Raw genomic sequence first — 16816 nt, 5'->3', positions numbered from 1 at the left:
ATAAACACCTACCGTTTCCATTGCAGGGCAAGATAATCAAGGAGGTTGCGGAAACCAACATTGCTGTACCGCATCTGGTCAACCTTAAGCAGAACCTTCAGCATCCTTGCCCCTAACTGCCGCCTGTCACTCTTCAAATCTGCCTGAGCCCTCTCTTTTAGCGCCAGAAGAAGATAGTCCTGCTCAGGTCTGCTCTTTGCCATCTCCGCCAGCTTGTGCGCGCTCACCAGTGCCAACCCGCTGCGTTCAAGCATCTCCTGGTAAAAATACTTGCTGGCCTGGTCCAAGTTCTTGGTGTCGCCCAGTTCCGCAATTTCACCCGGATTAAAGCCGTTATCTGCAAGCAGTTCAGCGCGACCGCTGCTCTTTCTTTCCGCACCAAAATTAATGATCTGCGTGCGCGAACGGATTGTGGGCAGAATCTGGTCAAGATTCGTGCTGATCAGTATCGTCACCACCGGAGCGATCGGCTCTTCCAAGAGGTTAAGCAGGGCGTTGGCCGCCGCGAGCGTCAACTTCTGCGCATCCTTGATAACAAAGAAGCGGGTTGAGCTCTGAACCGGGCTTTTGGCCAATTCGGCCTTTAAAAAACGAATCTGGTCGATGCCCAGACTCTGCTTGCCTTCAGGAGCGACGAGCAGAACGTCGGGGTTGTTGCCCGAAATAATCTGGCGGCAGTTGCGACAAGTGCCGTCGGGCTTGCTGGTGCCGGTGCAGTTGAACAGGCACGCCAGCCAGTATGCCGTGGCGATAGCCGACTCCGTATTTTGACTGCAGAACAAGTAGCTGTGCGCTATTTTGCCCTGGTCAAAGGCATGCCCCAGCAAAGCGGCCGACTTTGCATCCCGGTTGGCAATCTCAACGTTCATCAGAATTGCTTAAATTCTTCTACGGGCAAAACGAAGCACGTGGCGCCGCCAACCGTAATCTTGATCGGCTGACTGCTCATGTCTAGGGTGCTCATCATCATGCTCGAATTCATGTACTCTTCGCGTGATTTTGACTCTTCCTTAATCAGGCGCAAAACCTGTTTGACGTGATTGTCGTCAATCCCAATGAGAAAGGTCGTGTTGCCTTCGCTTAGAAAGCCCCCGGTGGTCGCTAGCTTGGTAGCACGAATGCTTTCCTTGGCAAAAGCCCGCTGCAAGCGGTTAGCGTCTTCTCGTTGAACAATTGCAATTATTAATTTCATATTAATCAGTCCTTTAGCAACTCTGCTGGTAAATGCTTTGCGATAATTTTAACACAATCTGCCACCACCTGATTGAGCGGCCTGCTGGCGTCAATCACCTTGATGCGACCGCTATACTCACGGTTAATCTGTTGATAACCGTAATAAACTTTCTGGTGAAAAGCTATTTTTTCCTGTTCCAAGCGATCCTGACTGCCGCCGCGCTCCTTAGCAATGCGCGCCAGGCCCACTTGCGGATTAACATCCAAAAAGAGGGTGAGGTCGGGTTCAATTTGCTGCGTAGCAAAGTCGTTGATCTTTTTAACCGGGGCAAAGCCCAGGTTGCGCCCCACGCCCTGGTAGGCTAATGAACTATCGACGAAACGATCGGAAAAGACCACTTGACCAGCTTCTAGCGCGGGAATCACCGTTTCAGCCATGTGCTGACTGCGGGCGGCTGCGTATAAGAGCGCTTCGGTTCTGGCACTCATCCCTTCGCTTTCAGGGTCGAGGATCAGCCGCCTGATTTTTTCAGCAATTAATGAACCACCCGGTTCACGGGTCACTAGATATTGGGTGTTGAGGCGCGGCCCGATCTGGCCCGCTGCTTGCGCCAAAACGGTGCTCTTGCCGGACCCATCCGGTCCCTCAAAACTAATAAAATAACTTTTCATAAACTTCTCCATGTTTCTATTTTACAAGACTTGTGAACGTTTGACACGCCAAATAAGCTTTTTTTCAGAAAATAAAAAAGCCGCCCGTACAAAGGAAGCTCTCGTGCAAAAAAAGTGGCGGCACAACCACTAAATATTGTGGAGCCGCTGCGCGTGACGTATTGAACCGCCAAACACATTTTGGTGCCCGCAAGATTGCAAGCACAACGCGCATTGGTCCCTAGTCGACGTTAATGACGTATTTCTGCCAGGCGCGCCAGATATTCTCACCGGAAAAGCGTTCGGCGTTTTTGTAGGCCGCCGCGCTCATATTTTCCCGCAATGCCTGGTCGCCAAAAAATTGCTCTACCTTAGCAGCCAGTTCGTCCACGTTCCCGCTTGTAACCAGGAAACCGCTGCTGCCAGCAGCAAGCAGGTCGGCCGGCCCGTAGTTGATGTCGTAAGAGATGACCGGCACCCCGTGCGCCTGTGCCTCCATGATAGCGAGCGAAGCACCCTCGTAGCATGAGGTTACCACTAGCAGCTGGGCGGTGTTGTATGCCGCGTCCAAATCCTGCGTATAGCCCATGAAGCGGATGCAATCTTCGAGTTTGAGGTCCTGGACCAGCTTCCGCAGTTTCTTTTCCTCCGCAAAATTATCGCTGCCGTCACCGTAGCCGTAAATATCCAGGCTCAGAAAGGGGGCGGCCTGGTAAACTTGCGCAAACGCATTGATTGCGTCTGCCAGTCGCTTTTCAGGGAACAGCCGGGCCACGACGATGATCTTGCCGGAAATGCGGTCGCCCATTGCAACGCGTGGGGCCCTTAACTGCTCGTCTGCTACAATGCTGACCGGAATCGCCACAATCGGCACCTGCGTGCGGAGCCGCGTGCGCATATCATCTGCCTGCCGCCAGCCGGGCGTGATAATTAAATCGGTTTTGCTCAGCAATTCATTGTTCGAAATGGAATTATAGGTCAACGGCGAATCGGGATCCCAGTAGTCGCGAAAATGGATGCTGTGGAAGTGCTCGATCTTCCGTGCCGGCGTCTTCATGCTGATCATCGGAACGTTGGTAATGTTGCTGCGGTCGGAAATAAAGGTCGACCTTGCATCCCCGTCCTGCTCGTTCAATTCGTCCAGCATGATCGTAAACGCCTGGCCGCTATTCATCAGGGAATGAAGGCAGCCGTGAATATCGGTCAGCTGGATGTTGGTCGCCGCCAGCCAGTTGGGCTTCTGCTCATATGCGATTTCATAATAAACGGTGCCGTTCGGACGGTAAAATAGTTCGTAGATCAGGTGGCTGTCAGCCGTGTCAAATACCTGGGTGAGACTCTTAAAGCCGCGGGTATCATAGAAGTCTTCTTTGGTCCGGTTAGCGTCGCCGTTAAAGTACTGGATGGTATCGATGCTGCCACTAGCAAACATGGTGATGGTCATGGTCTTGCGCCCACCGTCGCAGACCTCATAGCTATTCGCCCCGGCTTGCACCTGACTCGTAGAAGGAAGAGCTAGGTCTTCAAGCGTGGCAACTCGAGCGGGAAAGCTCACCGTGCCCGCAAAAAAGTCAAACATGTTGACATAGTCGCCATCGCTTAACCCATACAGGGGGAGGTTGCTGTGCGCAAACCGGTTAAATTCGGACATGACCAGCTTTGCTCTGACCCCATTTTTTTTAAACAGTTTCAGCCGCTTGACCTCGGCGTGTTCAATTCCGGAACTGTTCGCATCCAGCCTGTTGTTTAAAAAATAATACACTTAATTCTCCGCCCGTCCTTCTTCATAAACATCGTCACCACTACGCTGGTCCTAATTCTAGCACTTTTCGTTTCCCGCCTGCTAATTTTACTGGTACTTAAAAAAGCGCGCAAAAGCGCACTTGTCTTAATCGGAAATTGCATTGGTAAAGCCGGTAAACCGGGTGTGGCGGACGCGCGCTTCATCGTACAAAAAATCGTACTTGGCGTGCAGGATTTTGCCGGCAATAATGTTGTCGTTCGACATGTCCAACGTCGTTGGATCTAAGCTTTTTTGGACCGTAATTTCCCTCTGAAGCTTTTCAATCGTTGCATTCAGCCGGGCATCGCCCATCTTCTTAACTTTATCGTGTGCCATTAGATTGCCGTTCTCCCTTGAACCGCCCGTTTCAGGGTGATTGAATTCGCATACTCGATGTCGCTGCCTACTGCCAGTCCCGCAGCCAGCCGCGTCACCTTGATGCCTGCTGGTTTAATCAGCTTGCTGATATACATAGCGGTCGATTCGCCCTCCGGCGTCGAATTCAGCGCCAGGATTATTTCCTCGACACTGGCCTGCTTCTGCAGGCGAACAATAAGGGACTTGATGTTGATCTCCTCGGGACCAACCCCGTCCATCGGCGACAAAACACCGTGCAGGACGTGGTAGAGCCCGCTGTATTCGCCCATGTCTTCGAAGGCCATCACGTCTTTGGGCTGCTCGACCACCATGATGGTCGACTGCTCGCGGGCGGGGTTGCTGCAGATTGAACACGGATCTTTTTCCGTGATGTTGCCGCAGATGGAGCAGCGGTGCAGTTTTTCCTTAACTTCGTTCAGCGCCGTGCTGAAGCTGTGCACGTCCGCGTCCGGCATGTCTAACGTATAAAAGGCCAATCTCGTGGCCGTTTTTTCACCAATACCGGGCAGCTTCATGTAAGAATCGATTAAATGTGCAATTGGTGCTGGATACTGCAATTAAATCATGCCCTTCGTGTACTTGCCCAAACTTGCCTGCGTTGCCTCGTCGATGGCACTCAGCCCCTTGTTGACCGCATCAATGATCAAATCCTGCAGCATGTCCGGGTCTTCCGGGTCAATTGCATCCTTGCTAATGGCGATGTCCTTGAGCTTGCGGTCACCGCTAAAGGTTGCAGTCACCAGGTCATCCGCAGACTTGCCGACAAATTCCTGGGCCGTAATAGTTTGCTGCTCCTGGGCCATCTGCTCCTGCAGCTTCTTAGCCTGTTTCATCATCTGCTGCATGTTCATGCCGCCCATGCCGCCAAAGTTAGGTCTCTTGCTCATTATTTTCTCCTTTGATATTCAACTTTAATCCTTCACGTTAACCGCATCCTCGAAGAGGTCCTTGGCCTTCTGCACAATCTTGGAAGTGGCTGGGTCAGCAGGCTCGGTTTCCGGCGAAGCGTCCTCGGCGCCCTGCTTCTTATTCAACAGCTGTGCGCGGTGCGTTTGCAAAAATTCCTTGCGCACCGTGAACCAATCCTCATCCGGGACCAGCACGATTTCATACTCGTGCTTGGTAAACTTGGCAATCTGCGCTGTCAGCAGCCCGAGCAGGTCGTCATCGGAGCTGGCCTTTTCAAACCACAGGGTGTACTTGCACTTCATAACCACCTGGTCGGGACTGGCCGCAACCGGCTCAAGCACATCAAGCAGTGCCCTTTGCGAAACCGCCAAAACCGACTGCAGGTCCGGCCATACGTCCTTGATGGCCTGCAGATTTTTCTTCGTCGCGTTCTCTAAGACGTGGTAAACCTGCTTACGGTTCTGCTGGTCCCCACGCTGCTTATTGCGCACCGCTTTTTTCTTGAGCTTGCTGTTTTTAGCGGTGCTAGTCTTAGTTTCTTTTGCTGCTTTTTTGCCCGCATTATCAATGTGAAAAATATGGTCGCTGCTTCTCGTCTGCCGCTTGCCCAGAGCGGAAACCTTGGCGGTCAGCTCAACCACCTGCTTCTTGAGCGCGCTAATCTCGGCCTGCAGGCCGGCACCTTCAGCGTTGCCCGTCTGCTGACCGGCTGCAGGAGCAGAACCAGCGGCATCAGCGGCCTGCGCCGTTGTGCTCTCCACCAGGAAGACCTCCAGGGGAATCTGCTGCTGGTTGGTATAACGCAGGTCGTTGAGCGCCGCGTTGGCAGCGGCAATCACTTGGAAGTAGCGCGGGGCCGGAACGCCCTTAATCTGACTGACAAAATTTTTATTCAAAAAATTATGCTCGTTGGCACCGCCGGCCTTGACGACCATGAGCGCATTCGTCGCCATGTCGATCAATTCGTCCAGGATGTTCTTGGAGCTAGCACCAGCATCTAGCTGCGCCTGGGCCAGACTCAAAGCCTGACTAGCATCCTCATTCAGAATTGCCAGCAAAAGCTGTTCAACCTTTTCTCTAGCCGCAAAGCCCGTAACCTGCAGGGCATCAGCGTAATCCACCCGGTCGTGCTCATAGCTGAGCAGCTGGTCCAGGATGCTTAGAGCATCCCGCATTCCGCCATCGGCCACCTGTGCAATAACTGCCAGAGCCTGGTCATCGTAGACAATTTTTTCCTGATCCAGGATGTAGGCCATCCGCTGCTTCAGGTCTTGCTGTGCGATCCGCTTGAAATTGTAGCGCTGCGTCCGTGAAATAATCGTGGCCGGTACCTTCTGCAATTCTGTTGTTGCAAGAATGAAGACCACATGATCCGGCGGCTCTTCCAGCGTCTTGAGCAGGGCATTGAAGGCGCCCATTGACAGCATATGAACCTCGTCAATGATGTAGACCTTGCAGCGACCTTGTGTTGGTGCGTACTTGACCTGATCACGAATATCGCGAATCTCATCGACCCCGTTGTTAGAAGCGGCGTCAATCTCCATAATGTCCGCCATCGCGCCATGATCAGCCGCAATGCAATTAGCGCACTCATTGCACGGCTCGCCGTCCTGCAGGTTGCTGCAGTTCAGAGCTTTGGCAAAAATCTTGGCGCACGAAGTCTTGCCGGTGCCGCGCGGCCCGGCAAATAAAAACGCATGCGAGATTTTATTGCGCTTAATCGCGTTTTTCAGCGTATCGGTAATGTCTTTTTGTCCGACCACACTGTCAAAAGTGCGCGGACGCCACTTACGGTATAACGCTTGGTAAGCCATGATCATTCTTTCCTAGTAAAAAACTCCTAACTCTTCGAAAGAGTTAAGAGTTTGTCAATGTCTAATAAAAGGCACATGCCCGAGCAACCTTAGTGCTGCTACCTTCCGGTCCTGACACGCTTTGGAAGTCAAACATTGCCCATAGATAATACTACCGTATTTGGGGTGAATTTTCCACTATTTTGCTGATTTTTTCTCAACGCTATTATTTATCTCCGCCTGCTTGGCCTGCTTCTGCTGCTTTCTGATTGCCCGAAAAAAATCCTTCAGCAGCTGACTCGCCTGTGCGCGGTAAAGTCCGCGGATCACATTGGGGTGGTGGTTGAACTTCGCCACGTCAAAGAGGTTGACGACGCTGCCTGCCGCCCCCGCCTTGGGGTCGGGTGCACCGTAAAAGACGTTGGCCAGCCGCGCGTTGATAATTGCACCGGCACACATCGGACATGGTTCCAGCGTCACAAAGAGGCTGCAGTCAACGAGCCGCCAGGTATTAAGCACCGCGCACGCCTGCTTGATGGCAATAAGCTCGGCGTGCTGCGTTGCATCCTGGTCCAATTCGCGGCGGTTGTAGCCCGTGCCGATCACCCGGCCGTCCGGGTCAACCACGATGGCACCAATCGGCACCTCGCCCTGCTCTTGGGCTTTTTGCGCCAGCACTAAGGCCTCCTGCATGTATTTTTGCTTGGCGCTCCCGGTCCAATCCATCATTTTTTAACCGCCTGCAGGACGTAGTAGCCCTTGTCGCGAATTAAAATTGTGCAGTTGCCGAAGGTCGCCTGCAGCAGCTTGCGGGCGCTCGGTTCGCCCTGCTTCTTCTGGATGACGACCAGCAGGACGCCGTCTGCGACCAAGTGGTCGCTAGCGCCCGTCAGGATGCTCGACACCACGCTCTTGCCCGCACGAATCGGCGGGTTGGTCACAATCAGCCCAAAGAGCTTACCTGGTTCAACTTGATCATAAACATCCGACTGGCAGATCTTCACGTTGGTAATGCCGTTGACCTGGGCGTTCTGCCGGGCCAAGTCAAGTCCGCGTTCGTTGACGTCGACCATCTCAACGGTCTGCTCGGGCCAGAACTTGGCCGCAAATAGCCCCAAGGGCCCGTAACCCGTGCCGACGTCCAAAACGCCGTGCGGCGGGAAGTCAGCCTGGGCCATCTGCCTGAGCAGTACGCCGGTCCCGTAATCCACCCGCATCTTGGAAAAGACGCCGGCATCGGTTGTGAACTTGAGGTTAACATTATTCACGCGGTAGTTAATGACGTGCTTATCATGCTTGGACGTCGGATTGGCCGCATAATACATTTGGTTGGTCTTGTTATCCATTATTTGCTCGCTTCTAAAACAATTTACCTAAGTTAATTTTAGCGAACTGGGAAGATTTTGCCAACTGCTTAAAATCATGTACTCCAGTTTTACGCTTAACTACAAAGACAGCCCCTTCATGGCTAGAAGCGACTGTTTAGGTTTAATTATTAAATAAACTTATTAATTTTTGCGCCTGTGGTCTAGCAGTGCCCCACCTAGTACACCAACTAACATTAGCCCGCCTAGTGCCAGCATCGCTACATTAGACCACTTATCCTTGCCCGTTTGCGGCAACGTATTATTTTGTGAAGCTTGCCCTTTTACTGCCTTAGGTGCCGTGGTGCTATTGTTATCGGCACCGTTGAAGTGACTAGTTGCGGCCTTGTTACGGGGCTTAGCAGCACTTACATGCGGACTACGCTGCTGCTTAGCTGTACTTGCTTTAGCATGGCTCTGACTGGGCACGGTACTGTTTTCATTTGTGGTATTGTGGTGTCCCGGGGCAGCAGGCTGAGTCGGAGTAGCAGGTTGTCCTGGCCCTATTGGGGTAACTGGCGCTGAAGTAGCGGGGGAAGGCGGTGACGTAGGAGTTAGCAGCTCCTCTTTTTTAGTATAAATATACTTGATTTCTTGTGACTGCTCTGTAAAGATCCCCATAGTAGCTCCTTCAGCATGATCAAAGATATATCCAGGGATGTTTTTCTTTTTCATCTTCCCATCAAACTTATCTCCTACTTTGCCAGTTAATTCCTGATCCTCAGCAAGTTTATGGGCATATTTATCTTGGTAATGAATAATTATAGGTGCAGCTACACTCTTAGTATATACAAACGTTACAGACTTTGCCTGGTCACTAAAAACAGGGTCAGCATCATTCTTAATTTTCTTAAAGTTGTAGCCGCTAAGCTTAATTTGCGCTAGTTCTGCGTAACTGTCTGCTATCGGCCCCTTGTACTCAACATCTGCCGGTAGCAATGCTCTACCCGACTCATCTTCATAATGAACATCCACGGGTTCTCCCAAACGGATATATGTTTCCGCTCCATGAGTCGGGAACTTAACCAAATTTCCATTAACGTATTTTTGGGCTTGATAATCTTTTATGAAGTCTGGATAAACCCACTTATGCGTAGCAGCAGGCTGATTGATTGTACCCCCACCGACATTTACCCAGGGACGAGTATTAATAACTGTAGGCGTAGTAACAGTTTCTAAACCTGGGTAAAAAAAATAACAATTTTTACCAATTTTTAAAACGGTTAAGTTATTCATTGACAAGAACATAGCTGAAGAATTTACAAACTCAAGATTCTCATCATGATACCTCATATCGAAGTTACTAAGGTCAAGATGCTGCAAGCTATGACATTCCGCAAACATCATATACATACTCTGAACCTGTGCCGTATCGAATTGGCTAACATCGACTTCTGTTAATGAGCTACACCCAAAAAACATACCAGCCATGTCTGTTACCTTAGCTGTATCTAAATTAGCTAATCCTGTAATCTTTTCGACCTTTAAATTCATAAATAGGCTTCTTACAGAACCTTGAAGTTTTATTTTTCCAGTAAAATTAATTTGTTTGAATAATTCAATAGCAACATTCGAAATACTAGCAATAATATTAGGATTTTTCATTACCACTGGTTTGGTAGCAGTACCTCCTGGGACTGTCAAAGTGCCAGTCTGTTCATTAAACTTAACTTCAATATCACTAGTTTGACTGTGCCAAATATACTTTTTTTCAGTTTCAACTGTGGCGGCAGTACCTGAGAATTTATCTACTTGCTTATTATCTTTACTAGGCTTATTCTTAGAAGCCTCTTGCCTTTCAGCTTCAAATGTACTAGCTGGTTCTTCGAAAGTGGTTACCTGCCTAGTTTGTGATTTCACCGTAAACGGCTGGTTAGGCTTTTCCGAATTTGTCTGCTCTACCTGGCTGCTAACAGCGCCCGGACAGCTATCGGCTTTAACCGTTCGGTGGCCATCCAGACGCATTAGACCCAACACAGCTGTGGTAAAACTGGCGACTAAAAATTCCTTACCACTTTGATATAACATCTTTTTCTGCTTAAACATATATACCTTTCTAATTAAATTTTGTTCCTACCATTAAGAATATGGTGATAACTATAATATGCTTAGTATAGTATATATTTTTTAAAATGAATAGTTTTATCACTTTAAACATAATCTGCAGGTTACTAAACCAGCACCCTCTGGTTTTCCGTGCACCTGTTATTTAAAGTTATTCTTATAGATCAAGTTACTGAAGTTTAATAAAATTTGGGCTGAACCGCTCGCTAACAAATAGCTTGAAGTGGCAATAGATGACCCTAATCCAGTAGTTGTAGGTTCAAACTGTTTAAGCTTGCGGTTAAACTCTGTATCATTAATTTTATAATCGGCCAAAAACGGAATACTTCTAAGCTTAAGTTGTTTTTCCGACTACGTTCGATCAAGAAAAAAGGCTACCAGGAAAATATTTTTCAATCACTAAAAAGGACGTTGTCTTGAAGTTAACCCTCTAGATTGGACCAAAATCCATCTGGAGGGTTTTACTATGGTTAAATTTACCTTCAAACAAAAATTACAGGCGCTTAACTTGCTCAAAGAAGGCTACAGCAGCCATTCTGTGGCGCAAATGATTGGCACCAGATCACATCAACTAATTGATACCTGGGCTGCGCAATACCAGCACTTTGGCGTAAAGGGCCTAGAAATTCGGCACACCCAGCAAAATTATCGTGGTCAATTCAAGCTCCAAGTCTTAAACTGGAGAAAAGAACATGACGAGACCTATAAAAATGCCGCTATTCACTTCAAAATTGCCACGCCCAGCTTAATTTGTACTTGGCAAAAACGTTTTAACGAAGGCGGACTTGATGCGCTCTTTACCAAACGAGGCCGACCACCGATGAACAAATCGCCTAAAAAACCAGTTAAGCATACCAGCAGCGAGTTATCTGAATTAGAGCGGCTGCGCTTAGAAAACCGTCAGCTCCATATTGAGAACGACTACCTAAAAAAAGTCGAAGCCTTAGCTCGGCGCAAAGACGCTCAACGCAAGAAGAACGGACCATCGACCATCATCCAAGAGCTAAGGCATGAGCACAACTATCAACTGCAAGAACTATTGCACGATAGCTTTTTAGCCAAGAGCACCTACGAGTATCACCCGCGCAGCAGGCGGAAAAAATACAGCGACCTGGCTTTACTGACGCTAATTAAAGTGGTTAAAAGGCGTAATCCCAGCTTTGGCTACCTGCCCATGACCGACACGCTAAAAATCAAGTACGGCCTGCAGGTGAACCATAAACGCGTTTACCGACTGATGAAGGAGCACAATCTGCTGGCCCGCAAATACAACCTGCGTGCAGGCAAGTATGATTCATCAAAAGGTCCTCAAGGTAAGAAGGCGAAGAATCGCTTCCACCAAAAGTTTAAGACTGATCGGCCCTACCAAAAGGTGGTCACCGATATCAGCGAATTTCGCTATGGCAATAAGGGCATGAGCGAACGGATATATTTCTCACCCTTTAAAGATCTTTACAGTGGTGAAATCATCAGCTACACCATCAGCCAACGGCCGCAGACCAAGTATGTTCTGGATGGACTCAAGCAGGTTTTGACCATCCGGCCTAAACTGCCTTACCGCATGACGATTCACAGTGACCAGGGCATTCAATACCAGTCCAAAGCATGTCGCGGCGGGCGACCTGCCACGACAATGCGGCCTGTGAGAGTCTCTTTCACATCATGAAGGTTGAACTAGACTATTGCACCTATACCTATCCTACTAAGAAGGCGCTGCAGGAGGCCATGGAGAAGTGGATTTAATACTACAATCAGGTACACGCTAAAGGGCCGCACCCCGATTGAATATCGGAAGTTAGTCCTTAGCTAGAATTTATTAAACTGTCCTAATTTTGGGGTTCACATCAGAATCGGAATCGTGCGTTGGGTCTTGCTTAATGATAAAATGTCTAACTTTTTAGTTGCACTTCAATTTTGGTAAACACTCCCATTATTAATTATTTTTTGAGGTTTATTTCTCGATCAAACATGTCATGAAGTTCTGGGGCCCAATTATGTGCAATAAAAATAATCGTCTCTGATCCAGTTAGTAGACTTTTCAAAATATTAAGTGTAGCCTTCTCATCAATAGCTGAGGTTCCTTCATCGATTAATATTAACTTACTGCGATACACTTTAGTCCGAGCCAACACAATTTTTTGTCTTTGGCCACCAGATAAATTGTTTTTATCTAAATCAACATAAGTTTCAATTCCCTGTGGGAATTTATCTAGATCATCTGTTAGTTGCATCTTTTGCGCCCAAATCTGTGCAGCCTTGTTCAATTTACTATTGAACATTGTAATATTTTCTTTAATAGTACCAGGAAATAAAATAGGATCTTGTGGAATATAACCAATTCGATTTAAGTTAGGTTGAATATTCTTTCCCTGCTCATCTTTAAAAGTGATTTCGCCAGAGGTTGGCTCTAACTCATGCAAAATCAGCCTAAATAAAGTAGATTTTCCGGCACCACTGTCACCAGAGAGCAGAACTTTTTCACCTGCCTTAATCTGAATATCAGGATATGACAGGTATTCACCATTAGCAAAATCTTTTCTTAAGCTGGTAATGTTTAAGCTTGCAAAATGATCAATATTGCCAACACTGTCAGAAATCACTTTAGTCTTAGTAGGAGTAGGTTCAATGGCTTTAGTTATTTTAGCGTTTAGCATTTTAGCTGATTGAATTAGTGTCACATTTTGATTTAGTGCGACTAATTCAGAAAACACTAAACTGGCAAAATTACCAATACTAAAAAATACACCAAAATTCAATTGCTTAATGATAATTAAAAAACCAGCCAAAAATAAGATCAAGCTTTGAGCAAGCATATTTAAACTAGTGGATAGCGTGTCAATTTTGGTCGATGTTTTTTCTTTCTTGACTTTTGCATTCTCTAGGGCTGAAGCTCCACCGGACAAAACACTGAGCAGCTTATTTTTGGCTTGATAGCGCTGTAAAATGGCTAATCCATTAGTCCATTTTTGAATCAAATCAATATACAGTTGATTTTTTTCAGAAACGTTATTTGTTAAATTTTGTAAAGGCTTAGAAATAAGCTTAGGCAAAAAGAGCAACATAATGGCTAAAATTACAATCAATAGTAGTAAATAAACATTGAAAGTTAAAACAACCGAAATAGAAAAAACGATATCTAAAATAAAGTTCAGTATCTTGAATAATGGATCTAAAAACATCTCCGTTAGCATGTTTAAATCATTAGTCAAACTATTTTGTATTTTAGCAACTTCACCGTCAGTATAGCTATTATCATAATAATTCGTAGTTATCTTTTCTCTAATATGATGGAGATACTTTTGCTCATGTTTTGTATATAAATATCTTCCTGTATAGATTAGAATATAGCTTGCTATACTTGCTATCGTCGAAAGCAATGAGTATATTATGAATTTCTCCATATTTAGGTTCTTAACTGCATTAGCAGTCGGTGTTAGAAGATAGCTGCTATATGCTGTTAATCCACTACCCAATATAGCTAAGGCAATAATCAAAATGATTGTTTTAAACCTAAATTTTAAAAAGCTTGAAATTTTCATTGTACTCTCTTTTTATTTAATATCGAATAATTTTAATGCGCTGGTTAAGGCTTTTATAATCCCTTTGTTTCCATCTTCGAAATTAATAGTAGCTTTAGAAAAGGTGGTATCAACTATATATTTGTTTCCACTCCAGTTATAGGTATATGTGTCAAAACATGAAATCATCACTTTTATATGCTTGTCTACAGAAAAGTCATGATACAGTTCTCGATATTTAACAAGTACATACACTATACCTGCCAGTCCATGATTAAAAGATGCATTTTTAGGCATCTTATCATTTGTTAATTCATGTGCTAAAGCAAATGCAAGTTTATCATATTTGGTTTCTTTAAATTTTTCTTTTAATGTTAGACATAAATTTAAGACACCTGCAGTACCATCATATAAGTAAGGAGAAAGATAGGTTGAAGAATATTTCATTCTATAATTTATGCCCTCTTTTTGTTTTACTTGATAATTTTGATTAACAAAATTAAGGACTTCTTCCAATTGGCTTATATATTCTTTATCCTTAAAAAATGTACTAATTACTGAAGCAGTGCAAAATAAAAGTGACAGTATTGTTCCTAGACCTAAAGAATTAATATCTGAACTTTTTTCCTTTACAATAGTGAGCAACTTATGAAAGTCTGAAAGCAATTGCTTATTACATTCCTTTGTAAATACTTTTTTATCACAATATCCTTTTTCAAGGATATCCATTTCTAATATCATATATTTTTGAGAAGTTAGAAAAGTTTTGCCATTTTGATCAGTCAATCGGGATTGATTAAACTTGATATTATCAATCCTACTTACTAAACATGTTTTAGTTAAACTCTGCAGTAAAGAATAAGGAAAAGCTAAATTAGTGTCACTTTTCCTTCCCTTGTAAGGTGTGCTTTCTAGTAAATTTACAATATCATGTAAGTTTGTTTTAGGATCTTTTAGCAACTTTCTAGTGATATCTACAAATATGACAGGAACATTCTCTATTTTAGCAAATTTCTCAAAAAAATTAATTGACATTTTACCAGTAAAGTCTATATTTAAAAACATATTAGCTCTACAAAATAATGACATTATCAAATAACCAAGTTGCCTTTTATCTTGTTCTTCTAAAGTTAAAGATGATATTGATTCGTCATAAAAGCCAGGCGTTCTATAAAAAATTTTACTTTTTGTTTTGTTTTTTATTAAAGCAGATTGACCTAAGTCTATGAAATAGGTTTTATTAGTTGATACATTTATTAAGATATTGTTTGCCGATATATCTCCTAAAAATATTCCTTTGTCATGAAGTACAGATAAGTTCTTTATAATATCTATTATGACGTATGAATAGGTTTCATATAGCTTTTTCTTATTAACATTAGCGTTTATAAAGCTATGACGTGGTAAAGCACGAAAACTTTCTACATTTATTCCTTCTATAAATTCTTCTACCAAGAAGTAATCTTTATCTTCATAGAATGAATTTATATAATTTGGAATAAAATCATCGTGTTTTAGTAATTTTAGAAACTTTTCTTCATTTTTAAGTTTCTGTATTTCTGTGTAAACTTCATCTTCATATCCATACTTAGCATTTTTTAGTACTACGTGTTTTTTATTGGCTAATGCTTCAAAAACTGATCCAGAAGCTTTTGAATTCAAGCTTTTTTTAGGTATATAGTCTTTGAAAATATGTTTCGCTTGTTTATATGTATCGGAATTTTGGGGAAATGGTTCCGTAACAAAATAGGGTAATTTATATTTTAATTCCTCATAGTCCTTATAAAGTTTTTTCCCATCTAAATCATAAATATAGTTATCAGATTGAGTTATTGTTCCATAACGATAAAAAATATTATTTGAGTCTTTATATCTTCTATCAGTTAATACATATATACCAGACTCAAATCTTAACTCTGGTAACTCGTATAATTTTTTTACTAAGTATTTAAATTCGTTAAGGCTGGAAGGATAAATAGTGATAAATTTTCCAGTTGACCATAAGGGAGCACTTCCTGACAAATTTTTCCGAACTTCATCCTGATTAGAAATGTACTTAAATGAATTTTTTTCTCTTTTGCAAAATAAAAAAATTGTATTTAAGATCTTGATATAAGAATTCCAAGAACTTGATATATGAATTTTGAAACCTTGATGAGGGAAATTTGTATCCACATTAAAATTAAATTGTAAATAATAGTTATCAGCATTCCTGGAAATAAAAGATAAATCTTCTGGTTTAATGTCATCTGGTAAAATGTTAGTTGTCTTCTTGTTCGTATATACGTCTAACTGTAAAGGTAATTTTAGATTATTCAATATAATACCCTCCTATCAAATATTAATTAATTATAGCATATAACTAACAAAAATATTATTGACTTTTAATATTTTTGTGCAATAATATAATATAGAGTTAATAATAAATAGAAAGGGGGGGAGTATTATGGAAGCTCTTTTAGACCTACAACGCTTAGCTGCAGAAGAAAATGACAATCCTGAATCTAATCAATTTGAGGATAGTAATAGATGTACTCTTACACGTTCGTGTGTAAAGTAATTTAATATTTAAAAAAGATAGATCTTGATAAAAAATCTATCTTTTTTGCTATTCACCATTTGATGTTAATTAAAACTAAAAAGTATACAAAAAGAGTCTGGGAAAAAACTATTTCCCGGACCAACAAAAAAAGACGTTGAACTCAACGCCTTTTTTCGTATACATTTTGTCTTGGCCCTGATATTATTTATTTACCAAACTCAAATAGATCGGAGACCAATTTCAATGTACCAAAATTATACCACAGGCCAAACTGCTTTAGTACTCAATTTAGATTTTGTTATTCCCCAGGACCACCTGGTTCATGCCATTAGCCAGTTCGTTGATTCCATTCCGCTGGCAGTGCTTGAAGGCGATACTCCTGCAACCGGCAGACCGGCCTACCATCCGGCCCGCATGCTCAAGATTCTGCTCTTTGCTTATGCCCGCAAGGTCTTCTCTGGGCGCAAGATTGCCCAGATGCTGGTCGAAAACTTGCCGATGATGTACTTGGCGAACCAGCAGACCATGTCCTATCATACCATTAATAATTTTCGCTCTAGCCCGCACGCTAACCAGCTGATTAAGCAGTGCTTTCTCTACTTTAACAATCTGCTTCAAGAAGAGGGCTTACTCTATGAGCA

15 protein-coding genes and 1 other RNA gene are annotated in these 16816 nt (G+C 44.0%); 2 read left to right on the top strand and 14 right to left on the bottom strand.

What is annotated here, in order from left to right:
• Positions 1–8: 8 nt before the first annotated feature.
• The 12 genes from AC2JF8_RS08315 to AC2JF8_RS08260 form a co-directional block, all read right to left on the bottom strand.
• Entirely contained in the window at positions 9–869 is an 861-nt protein-coding gene (locus tag AC2JF8_RS08315) for a DNA polymerase III delta subunit-related protein (protein ID WP_500762664.1), read from the bottom strand.
• A complete protein-coding gene (gene darA / locus AC2JF8_RS08310) occupies positions 869–1192 on the bottom strand; it encodes a cyclic di-AMP receptor DarA (RefSeq protein WP_500762663.1) in 324 nt (107 codons plus the stop codon). The genes AC2JF8_RS08315 and darA overlap by 1 nt, the downstream gene beginning before the upstream one ends.
• Positions 1193–1197: 5 nt before the next feature.
• The gene (tmk, locus tag AC2JF8_RS08305; RefSeq protein WP_500762662.1) at positions 1198–1845 is read right to left on the bottom strand and encodes a dTMP kinase; all 648 of its coding nucleotides are present in this window, start codon (positions 1843–1845) and stop codon (positions 1198–1200) included.
• Positions 1846–2065: 220 nt separating this feature from the next.
• On the bottom strand, positions 2066–3586 hold the full coding sequence (locus tag AC2JF8_RS08300; protein WP_500762661.1) for a glycosyltransferase: 1521 nt from the start codon (positions 3584–3586) through the stop codon (positions 2066–2068).
• 126 nt (positions 3587–3712) lie between these two features.
• Complete coding sequence (locus tag AC2JF8_RS08295; RefSeq protein ID WP_500762660.1) at positions 3713–3943, bottom strand: YaaL family protein; 231 nt, start codon at positions 3941–3943, stop codon at positions 3713–3715.
• Positions 3943–4542 carry a recombination mediator RecR gene (gene recR / locus AC2JF8_RS08290; protein ID WP_500762659.1) on the bottom strand — a complete coding sequence of 200 codons (600 nt, stop codon included), beginning with the start codon at positions 4540–4542 and terminating at the stop codon, positions 3943–3945. Before recR ends, AC2JF8_RS08295 begins: the two co-directional genes overlap by 1 nt.
• On the bottom strand, positions 4543–4872 hold the full coding sequence (locus tag AC2JF8_RS08285) for a YbaB/EbfC family nucleoid-associated protein (protein WP_500762658.1): 330 nt from the start codon (positions 4870–4872) through the stop codon (positions 4543–4545).
• 24 nt (positions 4873–4896) lie between these two features.
• On the bottom strand, positions 4897–6708 hold the full coding sequence (gene dnaX / locus AC2JF8_RS08280) for a DNA polymerase III subunit gamma/tau (RefSeq protein WP_500762657.1): 1812 nt from the start codon (positions 6706–6708) through the stop codon (positions 4897–4899).
• A gap of 53 nt (positions 6709–6761) precedes the next feature.
• Positions 6762–6858: signal recognition particle sRNA small type (gene ffs / locus AC2JF8_RS08275), an RNA gene on the bottom strand.
• Positions 6859–6885: 27 nt separating this feature from the next.
• Positions 6886–7413: a tRNA adenosine(34) deaminase TadA gene (gene tadA / locus AC2JF8_RS08270; RefSeq protein ID WP_500762686.1), complete on the bottom strand. Its 528-nt coding sequence runs from the start codon at positions 7411–7413 to the stop codon at positions 6886–6888.
• Positions 7413–8033, bottom strand: coding sequence for a class I SAM-dependent methyltransferase (locus AC2JF8_RS08265; protein ID WP_500762656.1), 621 nt, complete (start codon positions 8031–8033; stop codon positions 7413–7415). Before AC2JF8_RS08265 ends, tadA begins: the two co-directional genes overlap by 1 nt.
• A gap of 162 nt (positions 8034–8195) precedes the next feature.
• Entirely contained in the window at positions 8196–10097 is a 1902-nt protein-coding gene (locus tag AC2JF8_RS08260) for a MucBP domain-containing protein (protein ID WP_500762655.1), read from the bottom strand.
• A 484-nt stretch (positions 10098–10581) separates the two neighbouring features.
• Here AC2JF8_RS08260 and AC2JF8_RS08255 point away from each other — a divergent pair, with 484 nt between their 5' ends.
• Complete coding sequence (locus AC2JF8_RS08255) at positions 10582–11781, top strand: IS3 family transposase (protein WP_500762654.1); 1200 nt, start codon at positions 10582–10584, stop codon at positions 11779–11781.
• 271 nt (positions 11782–12052) lie between these two features.
• Here AC2JF8_RS08255 and AC2JF8_RS08250 read toward each other — a convergent pair whose 3' ends face one another.
• Both AC2JF8_RS08250 and AC2JF8_RS08245 read right to left on the bottom strand, forming a co-directional pair.
• Positions 12053–13654, bottom strand: a complete 1602-nt coding sequence (locus AC2JF8_RS08250; protein WP_500762653.1) for an ATP-binding cassette domain-containing protein — start codon at positions 13652–13654, stop codon at positions 12053–12055.
• Between the two features lie 12 nt (positions 13655–13666).
• The gene (locus AC2JF8_RS08245) at positions 13667–15952 is read right to left on the bottom strand and encodes a class III lanthionine synthetase LanKC N-terminal domain-containing protein (protein ID WP_500762652.1); all 2286 of its coding nucleotides are present in this window, start codon (positions 15950–15952) and stop codon (positions 13667–13669) included.
• A 466-nt stretch (positions 15953–16418) separates the two neighbouring features.
• On the opposite strand from AC2JF8_RS08245, the gene AC2JF8_RS08240 reads away from it, so the two are divergent.
• The coding region (locus AC2JF8_RS08240) for a transposase (protein WP_500762651.1) at positions 16419–16816 on the top strand (398 nt) is incomplete at its 3' end.

Source organism: Lactobacillus sp. CA30L, from assembly GCF_059900845.1.
This window is presented reverse-complemented; position numbering and strand designations above follow the sequence as displayed.

What these genes read in the sequence shown, in the direction of transcription:
- AC2JF8_RS08315 (WP_500762664.1), bottom strand. Translation starts at nt 869, where the DNA reads ATGAACGTTGAGATTGCCAACCGGGATGCAAAGTCGGCCGCTTTGCTG.
- darA (WP_500762663.1), bottom strand. Translation starts at nt 1,192, where the DNA reads ATGAAATTAATAATTGCAATTGTTCAACGAGAAGACGCTAACCGCTTG.
- tmk (WP_500762662.1), bottom strand. Translation starts at nt 1,845, where the DNA reads ATGAAAAGTTATTTTATTAGTTTTGAGGGACCGGATGGGTCCGGCAAG.
- AC2JF8_RS08295 (WP_500762660.1), bottom strand. Translation starts at nt 3,943, where the DNA reads ATGGCACACGATAAAGTTAAGAAGATGGGCGATGCCCGGCTGAATGCA.
- AC2JF8_RS08285 (WP_500762658.1), bottom strand. Translation starts at nt 4,872, where the DNA reads ATGAGCAAGAGACCTAACTTTGGCGGCATGGGCGGCATGAACATGCAG.
- dnaX (WP_500762657.1), bottom strand. Translation starts at nt 6,708, where the DNA reads ATGGCTTACCAAGCGTTATACCGTAAGTGGCGTCCGCGCACTTTTGAC.
- tadA (WP_500762686.1), bottom strand. Translation starts at nt 7,413, where the DNA reads ATGGATTGGACCGGGAGCGCCAAGCAAAAATACATGCAGGAGGCCTTA.
- AC2JF8_RS08265 (WP_500762656.1), bottom strand. Translation starts at nt 8,033, where the DNA reads ATGGATAACAAGACCAACCAAATGTATTATGCGGCCAATCCGACGTCC.
- AC2JF8_RS08260 (WP_500762655.1), bottom strand. Translation starts at nt 10,097, where the DNA reads ATGTTTAAGCAGAAAAAGATGTTATATCAAAGTGGTAAGGAATTTTTA.
- AC2JF8_RS08255 (WP_500762654.1), top strand. Translation starts at nt 10,582, where the DNA reads ATGGTTAAATTTACCTTCAAACAAAAATTACAGGCGCTTAACTTGCTC.
- AC2JF8_RS08250 (WP_500762653.1), bottom strand. Translation starts at nt 13,654, where the DNA reads ATGAAAATTTCAAGCTTTTTAAAATTTAGGTTTAAAACAATCATTTTG.